Source organism: Thalassospira profundimaris (assembly GCF_003326675.1).
GTDB classification, from domain to species: domain Bacteria; phylum Pseudomonadota; class Alphaproteobacteria; order Rhodospirillales; family Thalassospiraceae; genus Thalassospira; species Thalassospira aquimaris.
Genome location: NZ_JPWF01000006.1, coordinates 17,431 through 37,218 on the forward strand (window position 1 = coordinate 17,431; position 19,788 = coordinate 37,218).

General features: G+C 55.0%; 19 protein-coding genes. 11 read left to right on the forward strand and 8 right to left on the reverse strand.

What is annotated here, in order from left to right; all coding sequences use genetic code 11:
- Position 1 precedes the first annotated feature (1 nt).
- The 4 genes from TH19_RS09950 to TH19_RS09965 form a co-directional block, all read right to left on the reverse strand.
- Positions 2-997 carry an L-threonylcarbamoyladenylate synthase gene (locus tag TH19_RS09950; protein WP_114102212.1) on the reverse strand — a complete coding sequence of 332 codons (996 nt, stop codon included), beginning with the start codon at positions 995-997 and terminating at the stop codon, positions 2-4.
- A gap of 426 nt (positions 998-1,423) precedes the next feature.
- Complete coding sequence (gene cysQ / locus TH19_RS09955) at positions 1,424-2,239, reverse strand: 3'(2'),5'-bisphosphate nucleotidase CysQ (protein WP_114102213.1); 816 nt, start codon at positions 2,237-2,239, stop codon at positions 1,424-1,426.
- A 109-nt stretch (positions 2,240-2,348) separates the two neighbouring features.
- Positions 2,349-2,738, reverse strand: a complete 390-nt coding sequence (locus TH19_RS09960) for a DUF2750 domain-containing protein (protein ID WP_114102214.1) — start codon at positions 2,736-2,738, stop codon at positions 2,349-2,351.
- 31 nt (positions 2,739-2,769) lie between these two features.
- A complete protein-coding gene (locus TH19_RS09965) occupies positions 2,770-3,549 on the reverse strand; it encodes a phosphodiesterase (protein WP_181846379.1) in 780 nt (259 codons plus the stop codon).
- Positions 3,550-3,787: 238 nt separating this feature from the next.
- On the opposite strand from TH19_RS09965, the gene TH19_RS09970 reads away from it, so the two are divergent.
- From TH19_RS09970 to hisN, 6 genes are all read left to right on the forward strand, one after another.
- Complete coding sequence (locus TH19_RS09970; protein ID WP_181846380.1) at positions 3,788-5,092, forward strand: ABC transporter substrate-binding protein; 1,305 nt, start codon at positions 3,788-3,790, stop codon at positions 5,090-5,092.
- A 78-nt stretch (positions 5,093-5,170) separates the two neighbouring features.
- A complete protein-coding gene (locus TH19_RS09975; protein ID WP_114102217.1) occupies positions 5,171-6,073 on the forward strand; it encodes a carbohydrate ABC transporter permease in 903 nt (300 codons plus the stop codon).
- Entirely contained in the window at positions 6,073-6,951 is an 879-nt protein-coding gene (locus TH19_RS09980; protein ID WP_114102218.1) for a carbohydrate ABC transporter permease, read from the forward strand. The genes TH19_RS09975 and TH19_RS09980 overlap by 1 nt, the downstream gene beginning before the upstream one ends.
- Before the next feature lie 21 nt (positions 6,952-6,972).
- Entirely contained in the window at positions 6,973-8,043 is a 1,071-nt protein-coding gene (locus TH19_RS09985; RefSeq protein WP_114102219.1) for an ABC transporter ATP-binding protein, read from the forward strand.
- Between the two features lie 17 nt (positions 8,044-8,060).
- Positions 8,061-8,834, forward strand: coding sequence for a DeoR/GlpR family DNA-binding transcription regulator (locus TH19_RS09990; protein ID WP_114102220.1), 774 nt, complete (start codon positions 8,061-8,063; stop codon positions 8,832-8,834).
- Entirely contained in the window at positions 8,831-9,637 is an 807-nt protein-coding gene (gene hisN, locus TH19_RS09995) for a histidinol-phosphatase (protein WP_114102221.1), read from the forward strand. Before TH19_RS09990 ends, hisN begins: the two co-directional genes overlap by 4 nt.
- Here hisN and amrB read toward each other — a convergent pair.
- On the reverse strand, positions 9,634-11,100 hold the full coding sequence (gene amrB / locus TH19_RS10000) for an AmmeMemoRadiSam system protein B (protein WP_114102222.1): 1,467 nt from the start codon (positions 11,098-11,100) through the stop codon (positions 9,634-9,636). The genes hisN and amrB overlap by 4 nt on opposite strands.
- Positions 11,101-11,192: 92 nt before the next feature.
- Between amrB and amrS the strand changes: the two genes are divergently transcribed.
- The 3 genes from amrS to TH19_RS10015 all read left to right on the forward strand — a co-directional run bounded on the left by amrS (position 11,193) and on the right by TH19_RS10015 (position 13,266).
- Complete coding sequence (amrS, locus tag TH19_RS10005; protein WP_114102223.1) at positions 11,193-12,290, forward strand: AmmeMemoRadiSam system radical SAM enzyme; 1,098 nt, start codon at positions 11,193-11,195, stop codon at positions 12,288-12,290.
- 21 nt (positions 12,291-12,311) lie between these two features.
- A complete protein-coding gene (locus TH19_RS10010; protein ID WP_114102224.1) occupies positions 12,312-12,716 on the forward strand; it encodes a (R)-mandelonitrile lyase in 405 nt (134 codons plus the stop codon).
- A gap of 79 nt (positions 12,717-12,795) precedes the next feature.
- Positions 12,796-13,266 carry a GNAT family N-acetyltransferase gene (locus TH19_RS10015; protein ID WP_114102225.1) on the forward strand — a complete coding sequence of 157 codons (471 nt, stop codon included), beginning with the start codon at positions 12,796-12,798 and terminating at the stop codon, positions 13,264-13,266.
- A gap of 11 nt (positions 13,267-13,277) precedes the next feature.
- On the opposite strand, the gene TH19_RS10020 is transcribed toward TH19_RS10015, so the two are convergent.
- Complete coding sequence (locus TH19_RS10020) at positions 13,278-14,510, reverse strand: NnrS family protein (protein WP_114102470.1); 1,233 nt, start codon at positions 14,508-14,510, stop codon at positions 13,278-13,280.
- A 247-nt stretch (positions 14,511-14,757) separates the two neighbouring features.
- On the opposite strand from TH19_RS10020, the gene TH19_RS10025 reads away from it, so the two are divergent.
- Both TH19_RS10025 and TH19_RS10030 read left to right on the forward strand, forming a co-directional pair.
- A complete protein-coding gene (locus TH19_RS10025) occupies positions 14,758-16,227 on the forward strand; it encodes a leucyl aminopeptidase (RefSeq protein WP_114102471.1) in 1,470 nt (489 codons plus the stop codon).
- Between the two features lie 82 nt (positions 16,228-16,309).
- Positions 16,310-16,765 (forward strand): DNA polymerase III subunit chi, encoded by a 456-nt coding sequence (locus tag TH19_RS10030; protein WP_114102226.1) that lies wholly within the window; start codon positions 16,310-16,312, stop codon positions 16,763-16,765.
- A gap of 14 nt (positions 16,766-16,779) precedes the next feature.
- On the opposite strand, the gene TH19_RS10035 is transcribed toward TH19_RS10030, so the two are convergent.
- Together TH19_RS10035 and TH19_RS10040 are read right to left on the reverse strand one after the other, a co-directional pair.
- Complete coding sequence (locus TH19_RS10035) at positions 16,780-17,397, reverse strand: hypothetical protein (RefSeq protein ID WP_114102227.1); 618 nt, start codon at positions 17,395-17,397, stop codon at positions 16,780-16,782.
- 30 nt (positions 17,398-17,427) lie between these two features.
- On the reverse strand, positions 17,428-19,782 hold the full coding sequence (locus tag TH19_RS10040; RefSeq protein WP_181846381.1) for a protein-arginine deiminase family protein: 2,355 nt from the start codon (positions 19,780-19,782) through the stop codon (positions 17,428-17,430).
- Positions 19,783-19,788 lie beyond the last annotated feature (6 nt).

Consider the following 19,788-nt stretch of genomic DNA (forward strand, 5'->3'; position numbering starts at 1 on the left):
TTCACACAGATGGATGGGGCGCACGGGGCGCTGCCGCACGTTTCATGCGGTCATTGATCGCAAGTCCAAGTCCCGTATCGGGGATTGGCGCAATCGCGATACCGTCAAACCGTTTCTGGTCGGCTTCATGAAGTTTGGCAAACAGATTGGCGGCCGCTTCACGGTCATCACCATTTTTCGAAAGCCACAGAACCGCATCAAATCCCTTGGTATTGCAATCGCCAAAAGCCAGAAGAACTTCATTGCCGTATTTCGACGTATCGGCAGTTTTGGCATCAAGCCGAACCGGAAGGCCCGGCGCATAATGGCTGGTCAACATGCCGGGGCTTTTGGGGGCTGTATCATCGGTTTCGGCCATGATGACCTCACAGCCAAGAATTTCCCCAACCTGTTCCTTGGTGATCCCGCCGGGGCGCAGCATCACAACCCGGTCCGTGGTCAGGTCAATGACCGTGCTTTCAAGGCCGACGCCACAGGGGCCGCCATCAAGGATCATGCTGATCGCATTGCCAAGCGAATGGGCAACATGGCCTGCCGTGGTCGGGCTGATCCGCCCGGAACGGTTGGCGGAAGGCGCTGCAATCGGGCGTGCAACCGCGCGCAACAGGTCACGCGCCATCGGATGGGCCGGAACACGCACTGCAATACTGGGAAGGCCCGCAGTCACCAGTTCGCACACATTGCTGTCGGGCTGGCGCGGCAGAACCAGTGTCAGCGCACCGGGCCAGAATGCATTGGCCAGCTTGTCGGCACGTGCATCAAAGACGGCATGTTTGGCGGCGGCATCGCGATCTGGAAAATGGCTGATCAGCGGATTGAAGCTTGGCCGTTGCTTGGCGGCATAAATACCGGCAACCGCATCGGCATTGGTAGCATCGGCACCCAGTCCATAGACCGTCTCGGTCGGAAAGGCCACCAGTTCGCCTGCGCGCAATTTCGCTGCGGCCTGACTAAGGGCACCTTCGGAATAGGGTCGAATGGTCAATGCGGGTGACATGCAAGTATCCGTGAAAAGACAATCTACTCAGATACCTAGCTACGATCATGGCCGATGACAAGGAAGAACGCCCCGTTACCGTGCGATGGCAGCCAAAAAAGAAGTGCATATCAAAGATGAATTTGGCCCCAAACAGCGCAGAGCCGCCATGAAATGGCGGCTCCAATTTACGCTCTAGCCCGATTTCGCCCCGCGGTGGTGAAACTGGACCGCGTCGCCGTTAGTCCGGCGGCTATTTACGTCACCTACACTCTGTGTGGCGATGATTTCTGTATATCGCAAAATTGCCCCAAAGTCAACAAAACTGCGGATCAGAGGGTGTTTAGGATGGCGAAAAACCAAAGCGGCCTGCCACATGTGCGATGCACAAAGGACAAGCCGCTGAGGATGCTTGATTATTCGATATTCGCTGTGCTGCGCGGCAAATTACGCTTCGTATTTCACCGGAACGGACGGGCTGCGCGCGATAAAGAACGGATTGCGGAAATCATCCTTGCCATAATGGAATCGGCTGCCATCCATATTTTCAACAACGCCACCGGCCGCCGCCAGCACCGCATGACCGGCACCAATGTCCCATTCCATGGTCGGGCCCAGACGCGGATAAAGATCGGCTTCGCCCGCCGCGACAAGGCAAAGCTTAAGCGAGCTTCCCGCCGGGCGCAGTTCCTTGACCGGAAGATCACCCAGAAACGCTTTCATGGCTTCGGGATCGCCATGCGAACGCGACCCGACAACAACCACGCCGTCGCTTGGCATGTCGCGAACGGTAATGTCGGTGATGGTCGGTTCAACATCGCCGTCGATCAGTTTGGCGCCATCCGGACCGCCGTAATAAAGTTTTTCAATGGCCGGGGCATAGACCACGCCCAGAACCGGCTGGCCCTTGGCGATCAGTGCGATATTGACGGTAAATTCGCCATTGCGCTTGATGAATTCCTTGGTGCCATCCAGTGGATCAACCAGCCAGAAGAAATCGGTCTCGCCATTCACATCGGGTACATCACCCTTGGCAGCGGATTCCTCGGACACGATTTTGACATCCGGGGTAAGGGCGCGCAAACCCGGCAGGATCACCGCCTCGGCGGCTTCGTCTGCCTCGGTCACAGGCGACGCATCATCCTTGGAACGGACTTCGAAATCGGTTTTATAGATTTCCATCATTGCGGCACCGGCCTTGCGGGCAATTTCGATCAGGCCGTTTTCAAGGGCGTCGGCTTTGGCGGGCAGGGCAATGGTCATCGCGGTCTCGTTCAATGATGTGAAGGGTCGGCTATCGTAAAGATGCTGATTGATGGGATAGGGAATTTTGCGCCCAAGGTCCAGTCTGCATCCACGATTGAACCGCGTTTCAGGATTTATTGCCGTTCAGGGCAGATTTAAGCGCGCTTAGTAAATCCTGTGCAAATTCATCGGGTGCGATCAAAACCGGGGCAAGGGCAGGGGTTGGCGAAACCCCGGCCATAACGCCATTTGCCTGCCAGTCGGGCACGATATGTTCGATGGCATCAACCAGTGTGATCGGCACGGGGACATGGTTGGTCTGAATGCTCGCACCCCAGCTTTGGGCATCTTCGCGCCTGGCAAAGACCGGGCAGAATGTCTGTCCGCCACTGGTATGAAGCAGCCAGCCATTATGATAAAGGCCCCAAAACCCTTCCCATTGCGCCGCACGGACAACAAAGCTTTGATACCGGGCGGATTGTTTTGGGCACTGTTCGGGGTTCAGGGGCTTTGACATCGTTTTCCGGCGTGGTTGGGGCGGTTGTGGATTACACCGGGTGTTTTACCGGAACCGTGTGGCTGGTCACACCATTTTCCGGATTCCAGATATGCAGCATGTATTGCGCGGGCTCGGCGACCAGTTTGTAGGGCTGATCAACGCGCAGATCACATTCGATCTGATGGGATGCGGATGGTGAAACCCGGACAGGAACGCCCGCAAAGGTGCCCTGAATAGATCGATGCAAATGCCCGCACAGAATGGCTTCGATCTTGCCATGTTCCTCGATCATTGCCTTGAACTCGGCGCCACCTTCGAGAAGTCCGATATCGTCCATTGCACGCAAGCCGGTCGTGATCGGCGGATGATGCATAAAGATCAGGGCGGGAATGCCCTTTAAATCTGTCAGGGTTTGTTTCAACCATGCCAAGCGCTTTGCGCATAACGCGCCATGCGGCTTACCCTCGACAATGGTGTCCAGTCCGATGATGGCAAGATCAAAGCTGGTATCAACACAGCAAAGATGCCCGTCCTTGGTCACTGAAACCATATCAGGCAGTTCGTCAATCATCGGGGCGCGTTTGTCATGATTGCCCGGAACAGCACGCACCGGGATGTTCAATGCCCGTAGTTCGCGTGCGATATGGGCATATTCTTCATGGGTGGCGTCCTCGCCCAAATCCCCGGTATACAGGATCAGATCAGGTTTAACCGTAAGCTTCGCAAGGCTTTCGATCAGATGTTCAAATGCGCTGCCTGTATCAAACTTCCCGGCAAGCTTTTGATTATTGGTCAGAAAATGGGTGTCGGTGATTTGCGCGATTAACAATGTCGTCGGTCCTTTGGTGGTGCTTTGGTCTGCGTCAATCTGGATATGTGGATTTAGCCACGTTCTTGTGCCGATGTGGACCCATTTCCACGATTGTCACGGAAATGTATTGGAAGTGTCACCAAATTTGCGCGCGTTGTGTGGGATTGTGTTTTTGAAATACTCGAAATCCTCAAATTTCCCACAGTCAAGTTATGGGCGGTGGGTCTTTGTTCAATCTCACATGGAGACGTGTGTCATGAGTTCATCGAAATTCACTTTATCCCGCCGCAAATTCCTTGCTGCAACGGCGGCCATTCCGGCAATCGGTCTGGCACCGGGTCTTATTCGTTCGGCACGGGCATCTGGTCCGGTCAAGTTGCAGTTCATGTATCCGGTCGGCGTATCGGGCGACATCAACCGCATCGTTTCGGGCATGGTTGCCGACTTCAACGCGCAGCATCCCGGTATCGAAGTCGAAGCCATCTATGCAGGCAGCTACGACAACACCGAACAGAAAGTGATCACCAGTCTCGGCATTAACGAGCCGCCGTCACTGTGGCTTCCGATCAACTCGGCCCTTCAGACCTTCCTTGGTCTTGATGCGCTTGAAGACATTACCGATCTTGCCAAGGCCGATGACATCTATGATGACTTCCTGCCGGGCTTCCTCAATACCTGCATTTCCGATGACCGTCTTTATGGTCTGCCGTTCCAGCCGTCGACCCCGGTTCTCTATTACAACAAGGATGCCTTCAAGGCCGCCGGGATCAACAAGGCACCCGATACCTGGGACGAACTGTTCGAAGTCGCCAAGGCCGTTACCCTGCGCGAAAACGGTGAACTGAAACGCTGGGGCCTGACCATCGGTGGCGGTTGGCATGACTGGATGTTTGAATGCTATTGCCGCCAGAACGAACTGGTTCCGTGGCAGAAAGACAAGGTACTGTTTGACCGTCCCGAAGCCGTCGAAGCCCTGACCTTCTGGAAGCAGATGGTTGATGGTGGCGTAATGCCCCCGGCATCGACCTGGCAGGGTTCGGCCAACGACTTCCTGGCTGGTCATACCGCGATGCTTTATCACTCGACCGGGTCGCTGACCAACCTGCGTACCTCGGCGTCGTTTGAAGTCGGCGTTGCCTTCATGCCGAAAAACAAGACCTATGGCGCAGCACAGGGCGGTGGTCCGCTGATGATTGCCAAGAACCAGTCTGACGAGAAAAAAGAAGCAAGCTGGACCTTCGCACGCTGGATGACCAACACCGAAAACCAGGCGAAATGGAGCCGCGCAACCGGCTATCTCGCCGTTCGTAAATCGGCTTGGGCTGCACCGGAAATGCAAAGCTATCTTGCAGAAGTTCCGGCCGCCAAGGTTGCCCTTGATCAGTCCCAATATGCGGGCGCGTTCCTTCAGGTTCCGGGCTATCACCGTGTGCGCGAACACCTTAAGAGCGCCCTTGATCGCACGCTTGCCGGCGAGATCGAAGCAGCGGCCGCACTGACCGAGGCAAACAACAATTCGAACCGCGAAATTCAGCGCGTGATGCGTCGTCAGCAGAGCTGATAACTGCCTTTTGTCCGGGGTGCGGGATCAGGTTTCGGCACCCCGGATTTTTAGTTAATTCCTTTGGATACCTCCATAATGTCGCACAGTTTCGCACAGGTCTGGCGCAAGGAAGTGCTTCTGGCATATGCGCTGCTTTTACCTTCGGCGGTTTTTCTTGCTGTATTTACATATTGGCCGATCCTTCGGTCATTCTGGTTCAGTCTGCATGATGTCATGCTTGGCGATTCCAGAATTTTCTGGCTGGGGGCGGAGAATTATCTGCGTCTTCTTGATGATGGCTTGTTCTGGAAGGTGCTGGGTAATACGGCCTTCTACACCCTGACAACCATTCCGCTTTCAATCACCGTGGCTTTGTTGCTGGCTGTTGCACTTGATAGCAAGCTGCGCGGGATGTCGATTTATCGATCTGCCTTCTTTTACCCGGTCATGATCCCGTCAGTTGCGGCCGGTATGGTGTGGGTATTCCTCTATGCGCCGGGCTATGGGCCGATCAATTCGGCACTGGAATTTCTGGGGCTGCCACGTCTGGACTGGCTCTATGACAGTGCCTGGGCGCTTCCGGCGATTGTTCTGATGAGTATCTGGAAATATTCCGGTTACTTCATGCTGATCTTGCTGGCCGCATTGAAACTTGTGCCAAGTGACCTTTATGAAGCTGCCCGTCTGGACGGGGTGGGGCCGGTATCGCGTCTTTTGCATATTACCGTGCCGCTGATTTCACCGACCCTTTATTTCGTGATCGTGATCGGCCTTTTGCACAGCTATCAGATCTTTGATTACGTCTATGTCATGACACAGGGCGGACCGGCGGATTCCACCAATGTCCTGACATTCTACATCTATCAGAACGGTTTCCAGTATCAGGATATCGGCTATGCCTCGACGATTGCCAATACGTTGCTGGTCTTTGTGTTGGGCCTGATCGGGCTGGTTGCGCTCACACTCGGGCGTCGTGTTCATTACATGGGGGAACGGTAATGGATAACGCCGTTAACATGGTCTCGGCAACCCGGGCCCTGCCGCTGTCTTCACGGGTGGCGCGCTGGTTTTCAAAAAGCTGGAAGCATTTCATTCTGACACCGTTGGTCCTGCTTTGGCTTAGTCCGATGATCTGGATTGTCCTGACATCGCTTAAAACCAAGGTCGAGGTCTTTGATCCTGATGCCGGTATTCTTCCGGCGGTTCTGAATTTCGGGAACTATCCGGCGACGCTTTCGGTGGCACCGTTCGGGACATATTTGCTGAATTCCGTGCTGGTCACCGGATCAATCCTGATTGCGCAGCTCGTAACCATTACCTTGGCAGCCTATGCCTTTGCCCGGCTGGAATTTCCGCTGAAACGGTTGCTGTTTTCGCTGTTCCTGTTGCAGGTGATGTTCCCGATATATGCGATCTTCCTGACCAATTTCGTGACCTTGCGTGAATTCGGTCTGATCAACACGCTGCCTGCCATGATCGTGCCGTTTGTGGCATCGGGCTATGGCACCTTCATGCTGCGTCAGGCCTTCCGTCAGGTGCCGTCCGAGCTTTCCGATGCCGCACGGCTTGATGGCTGCGGGCATCTGGGAATTCTTTGGCATGTCTATTTGCCGCTGGTGCAACCGACCCTGATTGCCTTTGGCATCATCTCGGTCGTGACCCACTGGAATGACTATATGTGGCCGCTTTTGGTGACGAATTCCGACAGCGTGCGGACCTTGCCGATTGGTCTGGGCTTGCTTGCCAAATCCGATAGTGGCGCGGACTGGACCCGCCTGATGGCCGGAACCACGCTTGTGGTCTCGCCGCTTTTGCTGGTCTTCGTGATTTTCCAGCGCCGCTTCATCGACAGTTTTATGCATACCGGCGTCAAGTGACGCCTCTTCGGAGACCCTTTTATGGCTACCGTTACTCTTCAGAATATCTGCAAGTCCTATGACAAGCGCGATGTGGTGCATGATGTGTCCCTGACGATTGAGGACAAGGAATTCATGGTGCTTGTCGGCCCGTCGGGCTGTGGCAAGTCAACCACGCTGCGCATGATTGCCGGGCTTGAAGACATCACATCGGGTCAATTGATGATTGATGGCCACGATGTCACCCACGCGGCCCCGCAAAAGCGCGATATCGCGATGGTGTTTCAATCCTATGCGCTGTATCCGCATATGACCGCCTATCGCAACATGGCGTTCGGATTGCAGAAAACCACCAGTCTGTCGAAAACCGAAATCGATGGCCGCATCCGCGAAGCCGCCGAGATTTTGAACATCACTGATCTTTTGGATCGTCGCCCCAAGGAACTGTCAGGCGGGGAACGGCAACGCGTTGCCATTGGTCGCGCACTGGTGCGTCAGCCAAAGGTGTTCCTGTTTGACGAACCGCTTTCCAATCTTGATGCCAAATTGCGCAACCGTATGCGCGGAGAATTGAAACGCCTGCATCGTGAACTGGGTCTGACCGTGGTCTATGTTACCCACGATCAGATCGAAGCCATGACACTGGGCACGCGGGTTGCCATGATGTCTTCGGGCCGTTTGCAACAGGTTGGCGCGCCGATGGACATCTATATGAACCCGGCCAACACCTTTGTTGCGACCTTTATCGGATCGCCGGAAATGGGCCTTGTCCCGTGCAAGGCCGATGCATCGGGTCTGTTGTCGCACGCGGCATTTGGCAAGGGTGTGAATATCGACAGGGCCGGTTTGCCCGGCGACGTCATCCTGGGCGTACGTGCCGAGGAAGTGACACTTAGTTCCGGGGCTGGTATGGCGCGTGGTCTTGTTGAACGGACCGAGTTGATCGGTGCCGAGGCCCTGCTTGAAGTTGCACTGGGCAATGAGCGGATTACGGTGCGCGGTGCGGTGGCCGGTGCGCCCGAACCCGGTGCCGAAGTCGGGCTTGATTTCGATCTTTCACGCGTGCGCTTGTTCCATGGTGGCACTGGTCATGCTATTGCTTTGCAGGACTGAGTGGGGGAAAGAACATCATGGCACCGACGACACGCCAACAGCAAATCCTGTCTTTGCTGGAAAGCCGCGGGATCGCAGCAATCAGCGAGATCGCCGAAAAGTTTGATGTTTCCGATGAAACCATTCGGCGCGATGTCAAAGTCCTGTCGGCTGAGGGAATTGTTGAAAAGTTCCACGGCGGGGTAAGGCTTTCGCAACCATCGGCAGAACCCCCGTTTGAACGCCGCTTGAACGAGGCCGCCGAGGCCAAGGCAAGGATTGCCATACGCGCCGCGCAATACATTTCCGAAGGCGCTACCGTGCTGCTTGATAACAGTTCCACGGCCTGTTTCCTTGCCCGTGAACTGGTGCATCGCGAACGCATTTCTGTTCTGACGATCTCGCTTGAAATTGCGCGGATATTTGCCGCGGCCAACAGTCGCCATCGGGTGATCCTGCCCGGCGGAGAACTGCGCGCCGAGGATCAGACATTGACCGGCGTGCGCACCATCGAATTTTTGTCGCGCTTTACGCCGACCTATTTTGTGACATCGATGGTCGCCGGATCGCCGCAAGGGTGCTTTGACTTTGACCTGTTCGAAGCCGAGTTCAAACAGGCAATGATCCCCAAGGCAGATCAGACGATTGTACTTATGGATTCTTCCAAGTTCGAAAAGTCCGGGCTTATTCAGGTCTGTGACTGGTCACAGGTCGATGTGCTGGTATCTGACAAAGTGCCCCATGATGTGGCAATTGAACTTGAACACGGCCATGTCCTTTTGGCTGGTGACATGGAAAAGAACGACGGATGACCCGCGATATTGATGTCTTTGCGCAGGTCGCGGAAAAAATGCTTTCCGCGTCGCGCCCGATTGCCCGTGATAATTTCAGAAGCCGGCTTTTGGTTGAACGCAAATCGGATCAAAGCCCGGTCACACGGGCAGACCGCATGATCGAAACCGCGATGAAGGCCGTTCTTGAACGGGAATTGCCGACGCATGGTATTCTTGGCGAAGAACATGGCGCGCATGGTCTTGATACCCGTTATGTCTGGGTGATTGATCCGATTGACGGCACCAAAAGCTTTATTTCCGGGGTGCCTTTGTTTGGCACCCTGATCGCGTTGCTTGATCATGGTGTGCCGATCTTGGGTGTGATTGATATGCCGATGCTTGGTGAATGCTGGAACGCGCAAACAGGGCATGGCGCGTTTTTCGGACAGGAAAAATGCCAAACCTGCGCAGTCACAAAGCTGGAAGACGCAATCCTGTTTGCCACATCCCCCGATCAGTTCAAGGGCACGGATATTGCCATCTTTGACCTTCTTGCCAAATCATGTGTCGACCGCCGGTTTGGGGGCGATTGTTACAGCTATGGCCTTTTGGCATCGGGTCACATTGACCTGATCCTTGAAGCGGATTTGCAGCCCTATGATTTCATGGCGCTGGTGCCTGTGGTGACAGAGGCCGGTGGTGTTATCACCGATTGGGAAGGCAATGCTCTGACCCTGTCATCCTCTGGACGGGTATTGGCTGCGGCAACGCCGGAACTGCATCAAATGGCCTTGGCCAAAATCACCGATGTTCGTCGTTCACTGCAAAACAAGGTCGCCTAGGCATCCCAGAACCCGGTCGGGATAACATCCCGGCCTGCAATGCCACGGGTGATGAAACGCTGGGCTTGCATGGTGTTTGACCAGTAATCCATCGGCAATCCGGCCTTGCGTTTCAGGTGGGCGACAAAATCCTTGGGATCGGGCAACTGATCCCAAACCTGTGGCAGGAACAGGCCGCGACGATTGCTATCCGACAGGATGATGCCGTCTTCAAACGGTGTCAGTCTGGCAATCAGATCTGCTTCGTCCTGAAACGCGAACGGATGGGGCGGCGACAGGACCGAGATCGACAGTTCAAGGTCGTCATTGATCTCGTCTTTCGACAATCCGGCAAAGCGCGGATCGCGAAACGCCGCCTTGAACGCGTTTTCACAAAGATCGGAGGCAAGGTCGGCATGGGCAATGATCGACCCGATGCAGCCGCGCAATTGCCCGGATTTCTTTAACGTCACAAAACACGCCCCCGGTGCGGCAAGGGCAGGTGCGACTTCGCCGGGGGACACATGCAATGGTGCCCCGGTTTCAAGCCCGTGCAGGATCGATTTGCGGCACAGATCAAGCATGGCCGGGCCTTGGGCCTTGATCAAATCTTCGGTCGCCTTGGCGAAATTGTCTTCGGTGCTGTCAGGCTTGGTCATGGGCTGGTTGCTTTCTTCATAAAGCGCCCAGGCGCCATAGCCGACCACACGGGATTTATCGCCGGTCACATCACCGGAATTGCGCATCCCCAATGTTTCTATCCGCATATTGCGGTTCCGCGCCGACAGCAACATACCCGCCACCGGAAGCGCGCCACAGGCATCATCACTTCCGATATTTTCCGCATCAAACGTTTCGATCATGCGGCGGGTGTTGCCATCCATGCGCTTGGCGGTGTCATAATCATGGAAATGAGACAGGTCCGATGAAATAACAATCAGGGTTTCCGGGCCACCCCAAAGTTTTTCAATGACCTCACCCACCTGACGCGGGCTGCACCGACTGACCAGAAGCGGCACAATGCCGATATCTGCTGTTTCGCCAAACAGGCGCTGAATAAACGGCAATTCGATCTCAAGCCCGTGTTCAAGCTTGTGCGCGTCATCAAGCATCTGAACCTGTGGCAGTGAAAGAGCGGTTTGCAGGGCCATAAGATCGCAGCGCATATTGCCAAGTGGTGTGGCAAAGCCATCGGCCTTGGCCAGTGCAATGCCCTGAAAAGCCATACGGTGTGCCGGGCCGATGATCAGGATACGCTTTATCTGCCCCTTAAGGGCGCGCACCGTGGCAAAGCCAAGGGCGGCAATCGCACCCGAAAACATCAAACCGGCATGGGGCACAATGATCGCCTTGGGAATGGCCGCATTCTGCGTGGCATCGGAATGCAAGGCAGCATCAATCAGCCCGTCAATCTCGCTGCGCAGGATATCAGCATCAGCAGGATAAAAAGTTCCGGCAACGGCAGGCGGGCGAATAATGCTCATTCATGTTCCAATCGCATGACTTCCTTTGAAAAAGATAGCGATCAGGACTAGATTTTCAAAGTGGAAGCTTTGCCAAAAAGAAAGCCCGTTTGATGAATATGACCACCCCGCAGGTCGATACAGTCCCCGCCCGCTACTGGCACCATCTGGACGATGGGCGGATTCAGTGCGATGTCTGTCCGCGTTTTTGCAAGCTCAATGACGGGCAACGGGGCTTGTGCTTTGTTCGGGCGCGCGAAGGGGATCAGATGGTTCTGACCACCTGGGGGCGGTCATCGGGCTTTTGCATTGATCCGATCGAGAAAAAGCCGCTCAACCATTTCCTGCCCGGAACGCCGATCCTGTCATTCGGTACGGCGGGCTGCAATCTGACCTGCAAATTCTGCCAGAATTACGAGATTTCCAAAGCCCGCCAGATGGACAAGCTTTCATCGCTGGCAACACCGGAAATGATTGCCCAAACCGCCAAGGCACATGGCTGTTCATCTGTGGCCTTCACCTATAACGACCCGGTGATTTTCCTTGAATATGCGGTGGATGTTGCCCAAGCCTGCCGGGAAATTGGATTGCGTACGGTGGCGGTCACGGCGGGCTATATTGGCGACAAGGCGCGCGAGGAATTTTTCCGTCATATGGATGCGGCCAATGTCGACCTGAAGGGCTTTACAGACCGTTTTTATCATCAGCTTTGTTCGGCCCATCTCGACGATGTTCTTGAAACCCTCCGATACCTCAAACAGGAAACCGGGGTGTGGTTTGAACTGACCAATCTGGTCATTCCCGGCGAGAATGACGGGGATGCGGAGTTCGATGAAATGACCGGCTGGGTGCAGTCCGAACTTGGCCCGGATGTGCCGATGCATTTCAGTGCCTTTCACCCGGACTGGAAAATGATGGATACGCCGCGTACCCCGCCCGCCACATTGATGCGGGCGCGCGACATCGCGATCAAAAATGGCATTCGATATGCCTATGTCGGCAATGTCCATGACAAGGCGGGGTCAAGTACTTATTGCCATGGCTGTGGCGATATCCTGATCGGGCGGGACTGGTATCAGTTATCGGACTGGAACCTTGATGCCCACGGTGCCTGCAAGACTTGCGGAACCCATTGCGGTGGCGTGTTTCAGGTAAACCCGGGAACCTGGGGGCCAAAGCGCCAGCCGGTAAAACTCATTTCAAAAACGTAATTTCAAAAAGGCAGGAACGTCATGGATATCAAACGCGCAGGATCGCAAGGATCAACCACCGGATCGCCGGAATACTTCACCGGACAGGTACGGATCGAACCGATCATAAGTGCCGCCGATCCGGCACGGGTGGCGGCGGCCAATGTGACGTTTGAACCGGGTGCGCGCACCACATGGCACACTCATCCGCTGGGCCAGACGATTATTATCACCGCCGGGGTCGGCCGGGCACAGCGTCAAGGCGGCCCGGTCGAAGAAATCCGCCCCGGTGATGTCGTATGGTTCGAACCCGGTGAAAAGCACTGGCATGGTGCCGGACCCGAAACCGCCATGACCCATATTGCCATTCAGGAAAAGCTCAACGGATCGCCGGTCGACTGGCTGGAGCCGGTCAGTGACGAAGATTACCTTGGCGCCGGATCATGACAATCATGACATTTTTTGTGGCGTAATCTGTTTGCTTGGCTAAAGTGCGCGCGGTTTTAAATGCATCTGGAAACGCGGCATGGCTGGCATCAAAATTCGAAAAGCACGCTTGGGCGATGTCGGGGCGATTTTTGCCATTCGCAGCCGGGTTCATGAAAACCATCTTTCGGCAGCCGAGCTTGCCGAACGCGGCATCACCAAGGCCAGTTTCGGCAAATGGGTTGCTGATGGCTATGGCATGTGGATTGCCGATCTGGATGGATCAGCAGCCGGTTTTGCGATTGCCATTCCAAGCGAGGCGACCCTTTGGGCGCTTTTTGTTGATCCCGATTTCGAAGGGCGCGGTGTCGGGGCGGCCTTGCTGCGCACGGCCGAGGAATGGCTGTTTGCCCAAGGATGCAATGACATTTCATTGACCACCGGGGCAGACCCGAAAAACCGTGCGCATGGTTTTTATGAAATGCATGGCTGGCACAGCACGGGGGATGTCGATAACGACGATGTTGAATATATCAAATCCAACCCGTCATTATCGCTGTTTGATTTCTAGGGACTGATTGCTTAACGCACCGGAATGCCGCGTGTTTTCTTTTGCGACGGGCCCAAAAGAACCGGCGCATACCCGATCAGGAATGCCAGCCACCCGGCCAGCCACATCAGGGTCGCAATCGCAAGGATCGTCAGATAATGCGCATTGCTTTGCCCGGCCAATATCCGAAACGCGGTTGAAAACCAGATCAGGCCGAATGCGGCATTAAGCATCGTGCTGGCGCGCAATTCCCGCCCGGTATGGCCAAGGGCCGCACGTCCGGCAATGGCAATGATCATGCAAGCCATCGCCCCGCCGGTAAGGCCGTGCAGGGCATCACGCGACCCGATGGCATCGGGCCAGATCATCGATGCGCCCAGAAGTCCCAAGCCAACCGGCACCCAGAAATAGCCAAGATGCAGCATGGCAACAATCGGTTCGCGCCAACTGTAAACCCCGCGCCAGCGGATCAGACGCACGCCATGTAGCACGCTTGCAATCAGCAACACATATCCGGGCAGGGCCGCTTCGGGATTGGTAATCAGGGTGATGATGGCAAGTGCGATGCTTGCCAGACACGCCATGTCAAACCGGCCAAACAGGACGGGCAGGGGGGCGGCAATCTGTTCGCGTTGCATCCAGTTGCGCGTAAAGGCCGGGATCACCCGCCCGCCAATCAGGGCAATCAGCAAAATGATGGTCAGGATTGCCGTTTGATACAGCATCATCGGATCAAGGGCGATGACATCAAGGCAGGATGCGATAAACAACCCGTCAAATAGGGCAAGCACGCAAATCACCGCCAATACCCGCATGTTCTTAAGGTTACGCGCCGCAATCAGTTCACGCGCCCCCAGCGCAATCAGAAATGCGAAATAGGCCAACGCCCCGACAATCACGGCAACCGGCGGCAGGCTTTCGGCAAAGCCGATGGCAAAACGCCCCAAAAGCCATGTTGATGTAAGGGCCATTAACATCGGGCCTGCAATGGCCGGTCGTCCCGTCCAGTTGGCAATCGCGGTTAACAGGAATCCGCCAATCGCCGCCCCGCCAAACCCGAATATCATTTCATGGGCATGCCAGTATGACGGGGTGCCAAGGCTGGGCACCGGTATCCCGTGCGCAAAGGACGCCACCCACCAGATCACGGCAACAATCGCCAGAATACCGGCAAACAGGAAAAGCGGGCGAAACGCACCACTCCAGAATGGATGGGGCTTGGTTGCTGGTTCGGTGATCGAAATCGGGGCTGGTTTGGCAGACATTTGCGGGCCTCCTGCAAACGGGGAAAGGCCATCATAGAGGTCTTCAAAATTGTGTCGTTGATGTTGAGCAATTTTGACGCAAACGACTTTCCGCGGCCAAAGCATTGCTTTTACGTGAAAACCCCGTGTTTTTTCGATGATAAGGCTTTTCAAGCGCGTTATTCACGCTAGATTAGGGGCAGAATTTCAACGCGGCTGCTTTTGAAAGGGCCGCGCGCCCCGAAACATGACAGGAGTCCTGTTCACCATGAAGATCACGTTTTCCGATCTCGCCATTCCGTCTGGCGGTGCCGTTATTGCCTTTGCGACCGAGGGTGCGGACCTGATGCCAAGTGCGGTTGCCCTTGACGAAGCAACCGGCGGGTCGATCACCCGTGCGATCAAGGCGTCGACCTTCAAGGGTAAAGCAGGGCAAAGCCTTCAGATTCTGGCACCGGCCAATGTAGAGCTGTCACGTGTGATTGTGTTCGGGATTGGCAAGGAAGCCGAATTTGACGTGATCGCGGCCCAGAAGCTTGGCGGTTCGGTTACCGCACGCGCCCTTTCCACCGGCGAGAAAGAGGTTTCCGTTCTGTTTGATATGGAAAACCTTGCATCGGATTTCGCAACCGGTGCGATGTTGCGCGATTATCGTTTCGATAAATACCGCACCACCGAGACCAAGGAAGACAAGCCTGTTCTGAAATCCCTTGATGTCGCAACCCGCGATCACAAGGAAGCCAAGAAACAGTTCGACAGCGCCAAAAAGGTCGTCGAAGGCGTGTTCTTTACCCGTGATCTTGTATCCGAACCGGCCAACGTTCTTTACCCGGAAACCTTCACCAAGGAAGTCATGGCGCTTGAAAAGCTCGGCGTCGAGATTGATGTCCTTGATGAAAAGGAAATGAAAAAGCTTGGCATGGGCGCGCTTCTCGGCGTTGCCATGGGGTCGGCCAAGAAACCGGCGATGGTTGTCATGCGCTGGAACGGCGGCAAGAAAAAAGACGCACCGATTGCCTTTGTTGGCAAGGGTGTGACCTTTGATACCGGCGGCATTTCGATCAAACCGGCGGCCGGCATGGAAGACATGAAATGGGACATGGGCGGTGCCGGTGTCGTTTCCGGTCTGATGAAGGCCCTGGCCGGGCGCAAGGCAAAGTGCAACGTGGTTGCGGTTCTTGGTCTTGTTGAAAACATGCCGTCTTCGACCGCACAGCGTCCGGGTGACGTTGTGACCTCGATGTCGGGCCAGACCATTGAAGTCATCAATACCGACGCCGAAGGCCGTCTGGTTCTTTGTGATGCCCTGACCTATGTGCAGGAAAAATACGATCCGCGTCTGATCGTTGATCTGGCGACCCTGACGGGTGCGGTCATCATTGCCCTTGGTCATGAAAATGCCGGTCTGTTTTCCAACAACGATGATCTGGCTGCCCAGATTTCGACGGCGGGTCTTGCCGTTGATGAAGGTGTCTGGCGTCTGCCGCTGTCACCGGCCTATGACAAGCAGCTTAAATCCGACATTGCCGACATGAAAAACGTGGGCGGTCGTCCGGCCGGTTCGATCACCGCGGCCCAGTTCCTGAAGCGCTTTATCACCAAGGATCGCCCGTGGGCGCATCTTGATATCGCGGCAATGGCCTGGTCGACCGCGGACAAGGAAGTGGTCCCGAAAGGCGGCACCGGCTTTGGCGTACGTCTGCTTGATCGCTTTGTTGCCGATAACTACGAAAACTGATTTCGGTTTTTATAAACCGTAATTTGCGGGGCAGGGTGTGGATCACCTTGCCCCGTTTTCATGTTCGGGCTAGAAACATTTTATGGCTGATATCTGGTTCTATCATCTCACCAGCTTGCCGCTGGAACGCGCATTGCCGACCCTGCTGTCCAAAACATTGGAGCGGGAAAAACGTGCTGTGGTGATGACGGGTAACGAACAGCGCATAGAGGCGATCAACACGCTTCTCTGGACCTATGATCCGGCAAGCTGGCTGCCGCATGGTTCGGCGGCCGATGGCGATCCTGAGATGCAGCCCGTCTGGCTGACATCCGAGGATGAAAACCCCAATGGCGCACAATTCCTGTTTCTGACCGACCGGGCGATGAGCGACAAGGTCGCGGATTACGAACGCGTCATCATGCTGTTTGATGACCGCGATTACGACGCGGTTGCCGAGGCCCGCACCCGCTGGAAAGACTGGAAAGACGCCGGGCACAAGCTTTCATACTGGCAACAGTCCCCGCAAGGTGCGTGGGAGAAAAAGGCTGAAAGCTGATTATTTGCCGGTGCTTATGGTGTTCCCGACCCTGATGTGAAATCTTCAAACAGGATTTCTACCAGCGCCTTTGTCACGTCATCCTGACTGAGTTTCCCGCCTGCCATTTCATTAATTGCCGGGAAACTGTCAGCAGACAAATCAAAAAGCTTTGTCTGGATTTCCGATGCGCGCACTGGCCAGTCGGGATCAATTTGCGCAAGTCCCAGAAGCATGGCACGGGCCATTTGATCGGAATTGCCACCTTTGATCGCATCCTGAACTTGCGGGATTTGCTTGGCTTCGGAAACGGCAACGTCAAGTGTAGCCAAAAGATCAGCCAGTGCCTTTGCCTGATCTTGGATATCCGTCACGGGAAAGCTCTGTTCAATCTCGCGCAGCGGCGCGACGGCTGCTGATGTGCCATAGCTTCCCAGATATGATATTGCCCCGCCAAGTTGCCAGCTTTCCCATTTTTTCCAGACCCCGGATTTGAAATCGTCAATCATCGGGGTGGCAATCGTACCGCTGTATTGACGGAAAATCTGTTCGACGGACTGGGGTGACGGGCGGCCGGTTACACGGGTTGCATCCTGTGTTGCAAGATCGGCGATATCCTTCAGGGCCTGTTGATAGTCGCTTTGTGCGGTCATCGGAATGCTCCTGTTTCATAGGGCATGATATCAGGCATCTACAGCCGTCCACCAGTTTGCATAGCGGGCGTTGCCATAAGCAGTCTGGCCATCATAACGGTCACGAAGCTCATTGGTGCCGCAGTGAATTTCGCCAAGCGCAACATGGTAATCATCCCAGTCATCAATGAAGTCGCAGGTCGGGCCGCCACCAATCGCAGCGATTTTCTGGCTCAGATTGTGCTCGAAAAGATCATAACCGTGATTGGGGTTTGTGTTGTCCTCAATCCACGGGCCAAACGGTTTGGGGATCATCAGTCGGTCATTGCCAACGAACATGTTTGGCATATCGCCAGTCAGTGCGCCGCACTGAAAACCGCCCTGCTTTCCGGGATAGACGTTAAACCCGTTGTCTCGCCCGATTGTCCAGCCGGACACTTTGTCGGCAAAGGTGAAATCACCGTCATTGTAACTTTCGGGGAAGAATATGACCGGCACCTTGATAATGTCGGTATCGTCAAGATCAAACGCCTGTTTCAACAGGTTAACATTGCGATTGATGATGACTTCGACGCCATTCACATTCCAGGTTCGCAGTTGCTGATAGGTGTAACGCAGTTGCGCAGGCAGATTTCTCGGATTTAAAAGCGGCGCCTGTCCGTTGCCCAGAAAGTCATTGATTGTGGCTCCGACATTGACGCCGACATGACGATATCGTGCATTCACGTTATCCCATTGTCTCTCGTGAATCTGCAAACTCGTATAGTTGAAGCTGTTGGTGCCATTGTTCCAGACTGCGCGGTTCAGGACACGTGCGCCGCCATGTGCGGCCCGGGCTGCTGTCATCACGCGATAAGCTTCTGCCGGACTTGCGACCAGAAGCTTCCATTTCTTGAATGCATTGGCCGCGTTGTTGTTCGGGACGAAGGTCATCATTTCGTCGACATGTCCGACCTCCAGCCAGTCCGTGTCGAGAATGATCGGTGCCTGCATATTCTGGGCAGCCATGAAGTTGCGACTGCTGGCATCAACACGGTGATACCGATTGTGACCATAATATATCCGGCCGTATCGATATGGTGTGACGACACCATTTACCGTTTTCTGGACGGGCGGAGTGACGGCAATGTTTCCGCCTGAATTGGCAGATGTAATGGCATCGGCACTTCCGGCTGCCGGATAGGAAATCCCGACATTGGCACTGATCAGGCTCTCGTAAACCCAGTTCTGCAAATGCCGCCAACGGTGTGTCTTCATGAAGACATCTTTATTTTCGACGCCTGTGCCGTTGCCCGGCCATGTGCAATGCCCCGACACAATGGTATCACGCATCCATCGGTCATCACCCGCTGGTAGTGCGCCGCCACGATAGTTTGCCCAAACGTTTCCGTTCAGATACGGAACTGCTGTCGGAGTTGCGTTGGCCGGATCGCCAACTGTTACCGGAATAACCGGATTGTCTGCACCCGCTGCCGCGCCAAGGTCGACGCGAAACTGCGCATTGTTGGCATCAGCGACATACATCCGGGTCACTTCCTGCAAGTGATGATTGCCGATCCATCGTGCAACGACCACACGATCAGCAAAGAGATAGGTCGGATTGCCAATACCCGTGACTTCCGGCTGGATTACATGCAGGGCAATGCGAATTTGCCCGGATGTAAATCCGTTTCCGGCAAACCGGACGGCTTCGAGCGCGTAAAGCTTGCTCGCGCCAATCGTGGCTGTCGTGATCGCCACATTGTCGGTCGTTTCCGGGCCGATGATTTCGGTACTGTTATTCAATATGCCGTTGAAAATCCGCAAATGTTGCCGGGCCGGGTTTTCACCAAGGGTGCCGATCACAGTTAGCAATAAACTCCAGCCGACTGGAACGGCCGGGGCACCGGCATTCGGGCCAAGGGCGTTCCGGCGGAGTTCAAGGCGGGATGTGCCGGTGACAAGATCATTGTTCCCGTTAACCCGCTGGTCCTGGTTATCTGCATATCCGCGGGCAGTATTGTTGCCGTCGCGATTGCAGTTGACCGGAATGATTGCTCCAATACCGGCTGTGCCATAAGTAATCGCCGTTGGTGTGACCTGATTAAGAAGCCCGGCATTATCAAGAATGCCGTCGCGATTGCGATCTGTGTGAAGTGTATACCAGACAACATCGAGATTCTTGGCATTGACGGCATTGCCATTCACCACAATGTTCTGCTCGTTTTCTGGAACGAAACCCGCGCCCGAAATTTCGAGATCCCATGTGCCGTTCGCAATATCGAATACATGCGAAACTGCGACATTCGGCGTCAGGATCATATTCTGAATTTGTTGGGGTTGACCCGCGCAGGTCAGCGAGACACGTACCGTGTTAAACGGATAAACGCCGGCAGGGGCGGTAAGCTGAACGGTGTAATTTGCCATGGCATC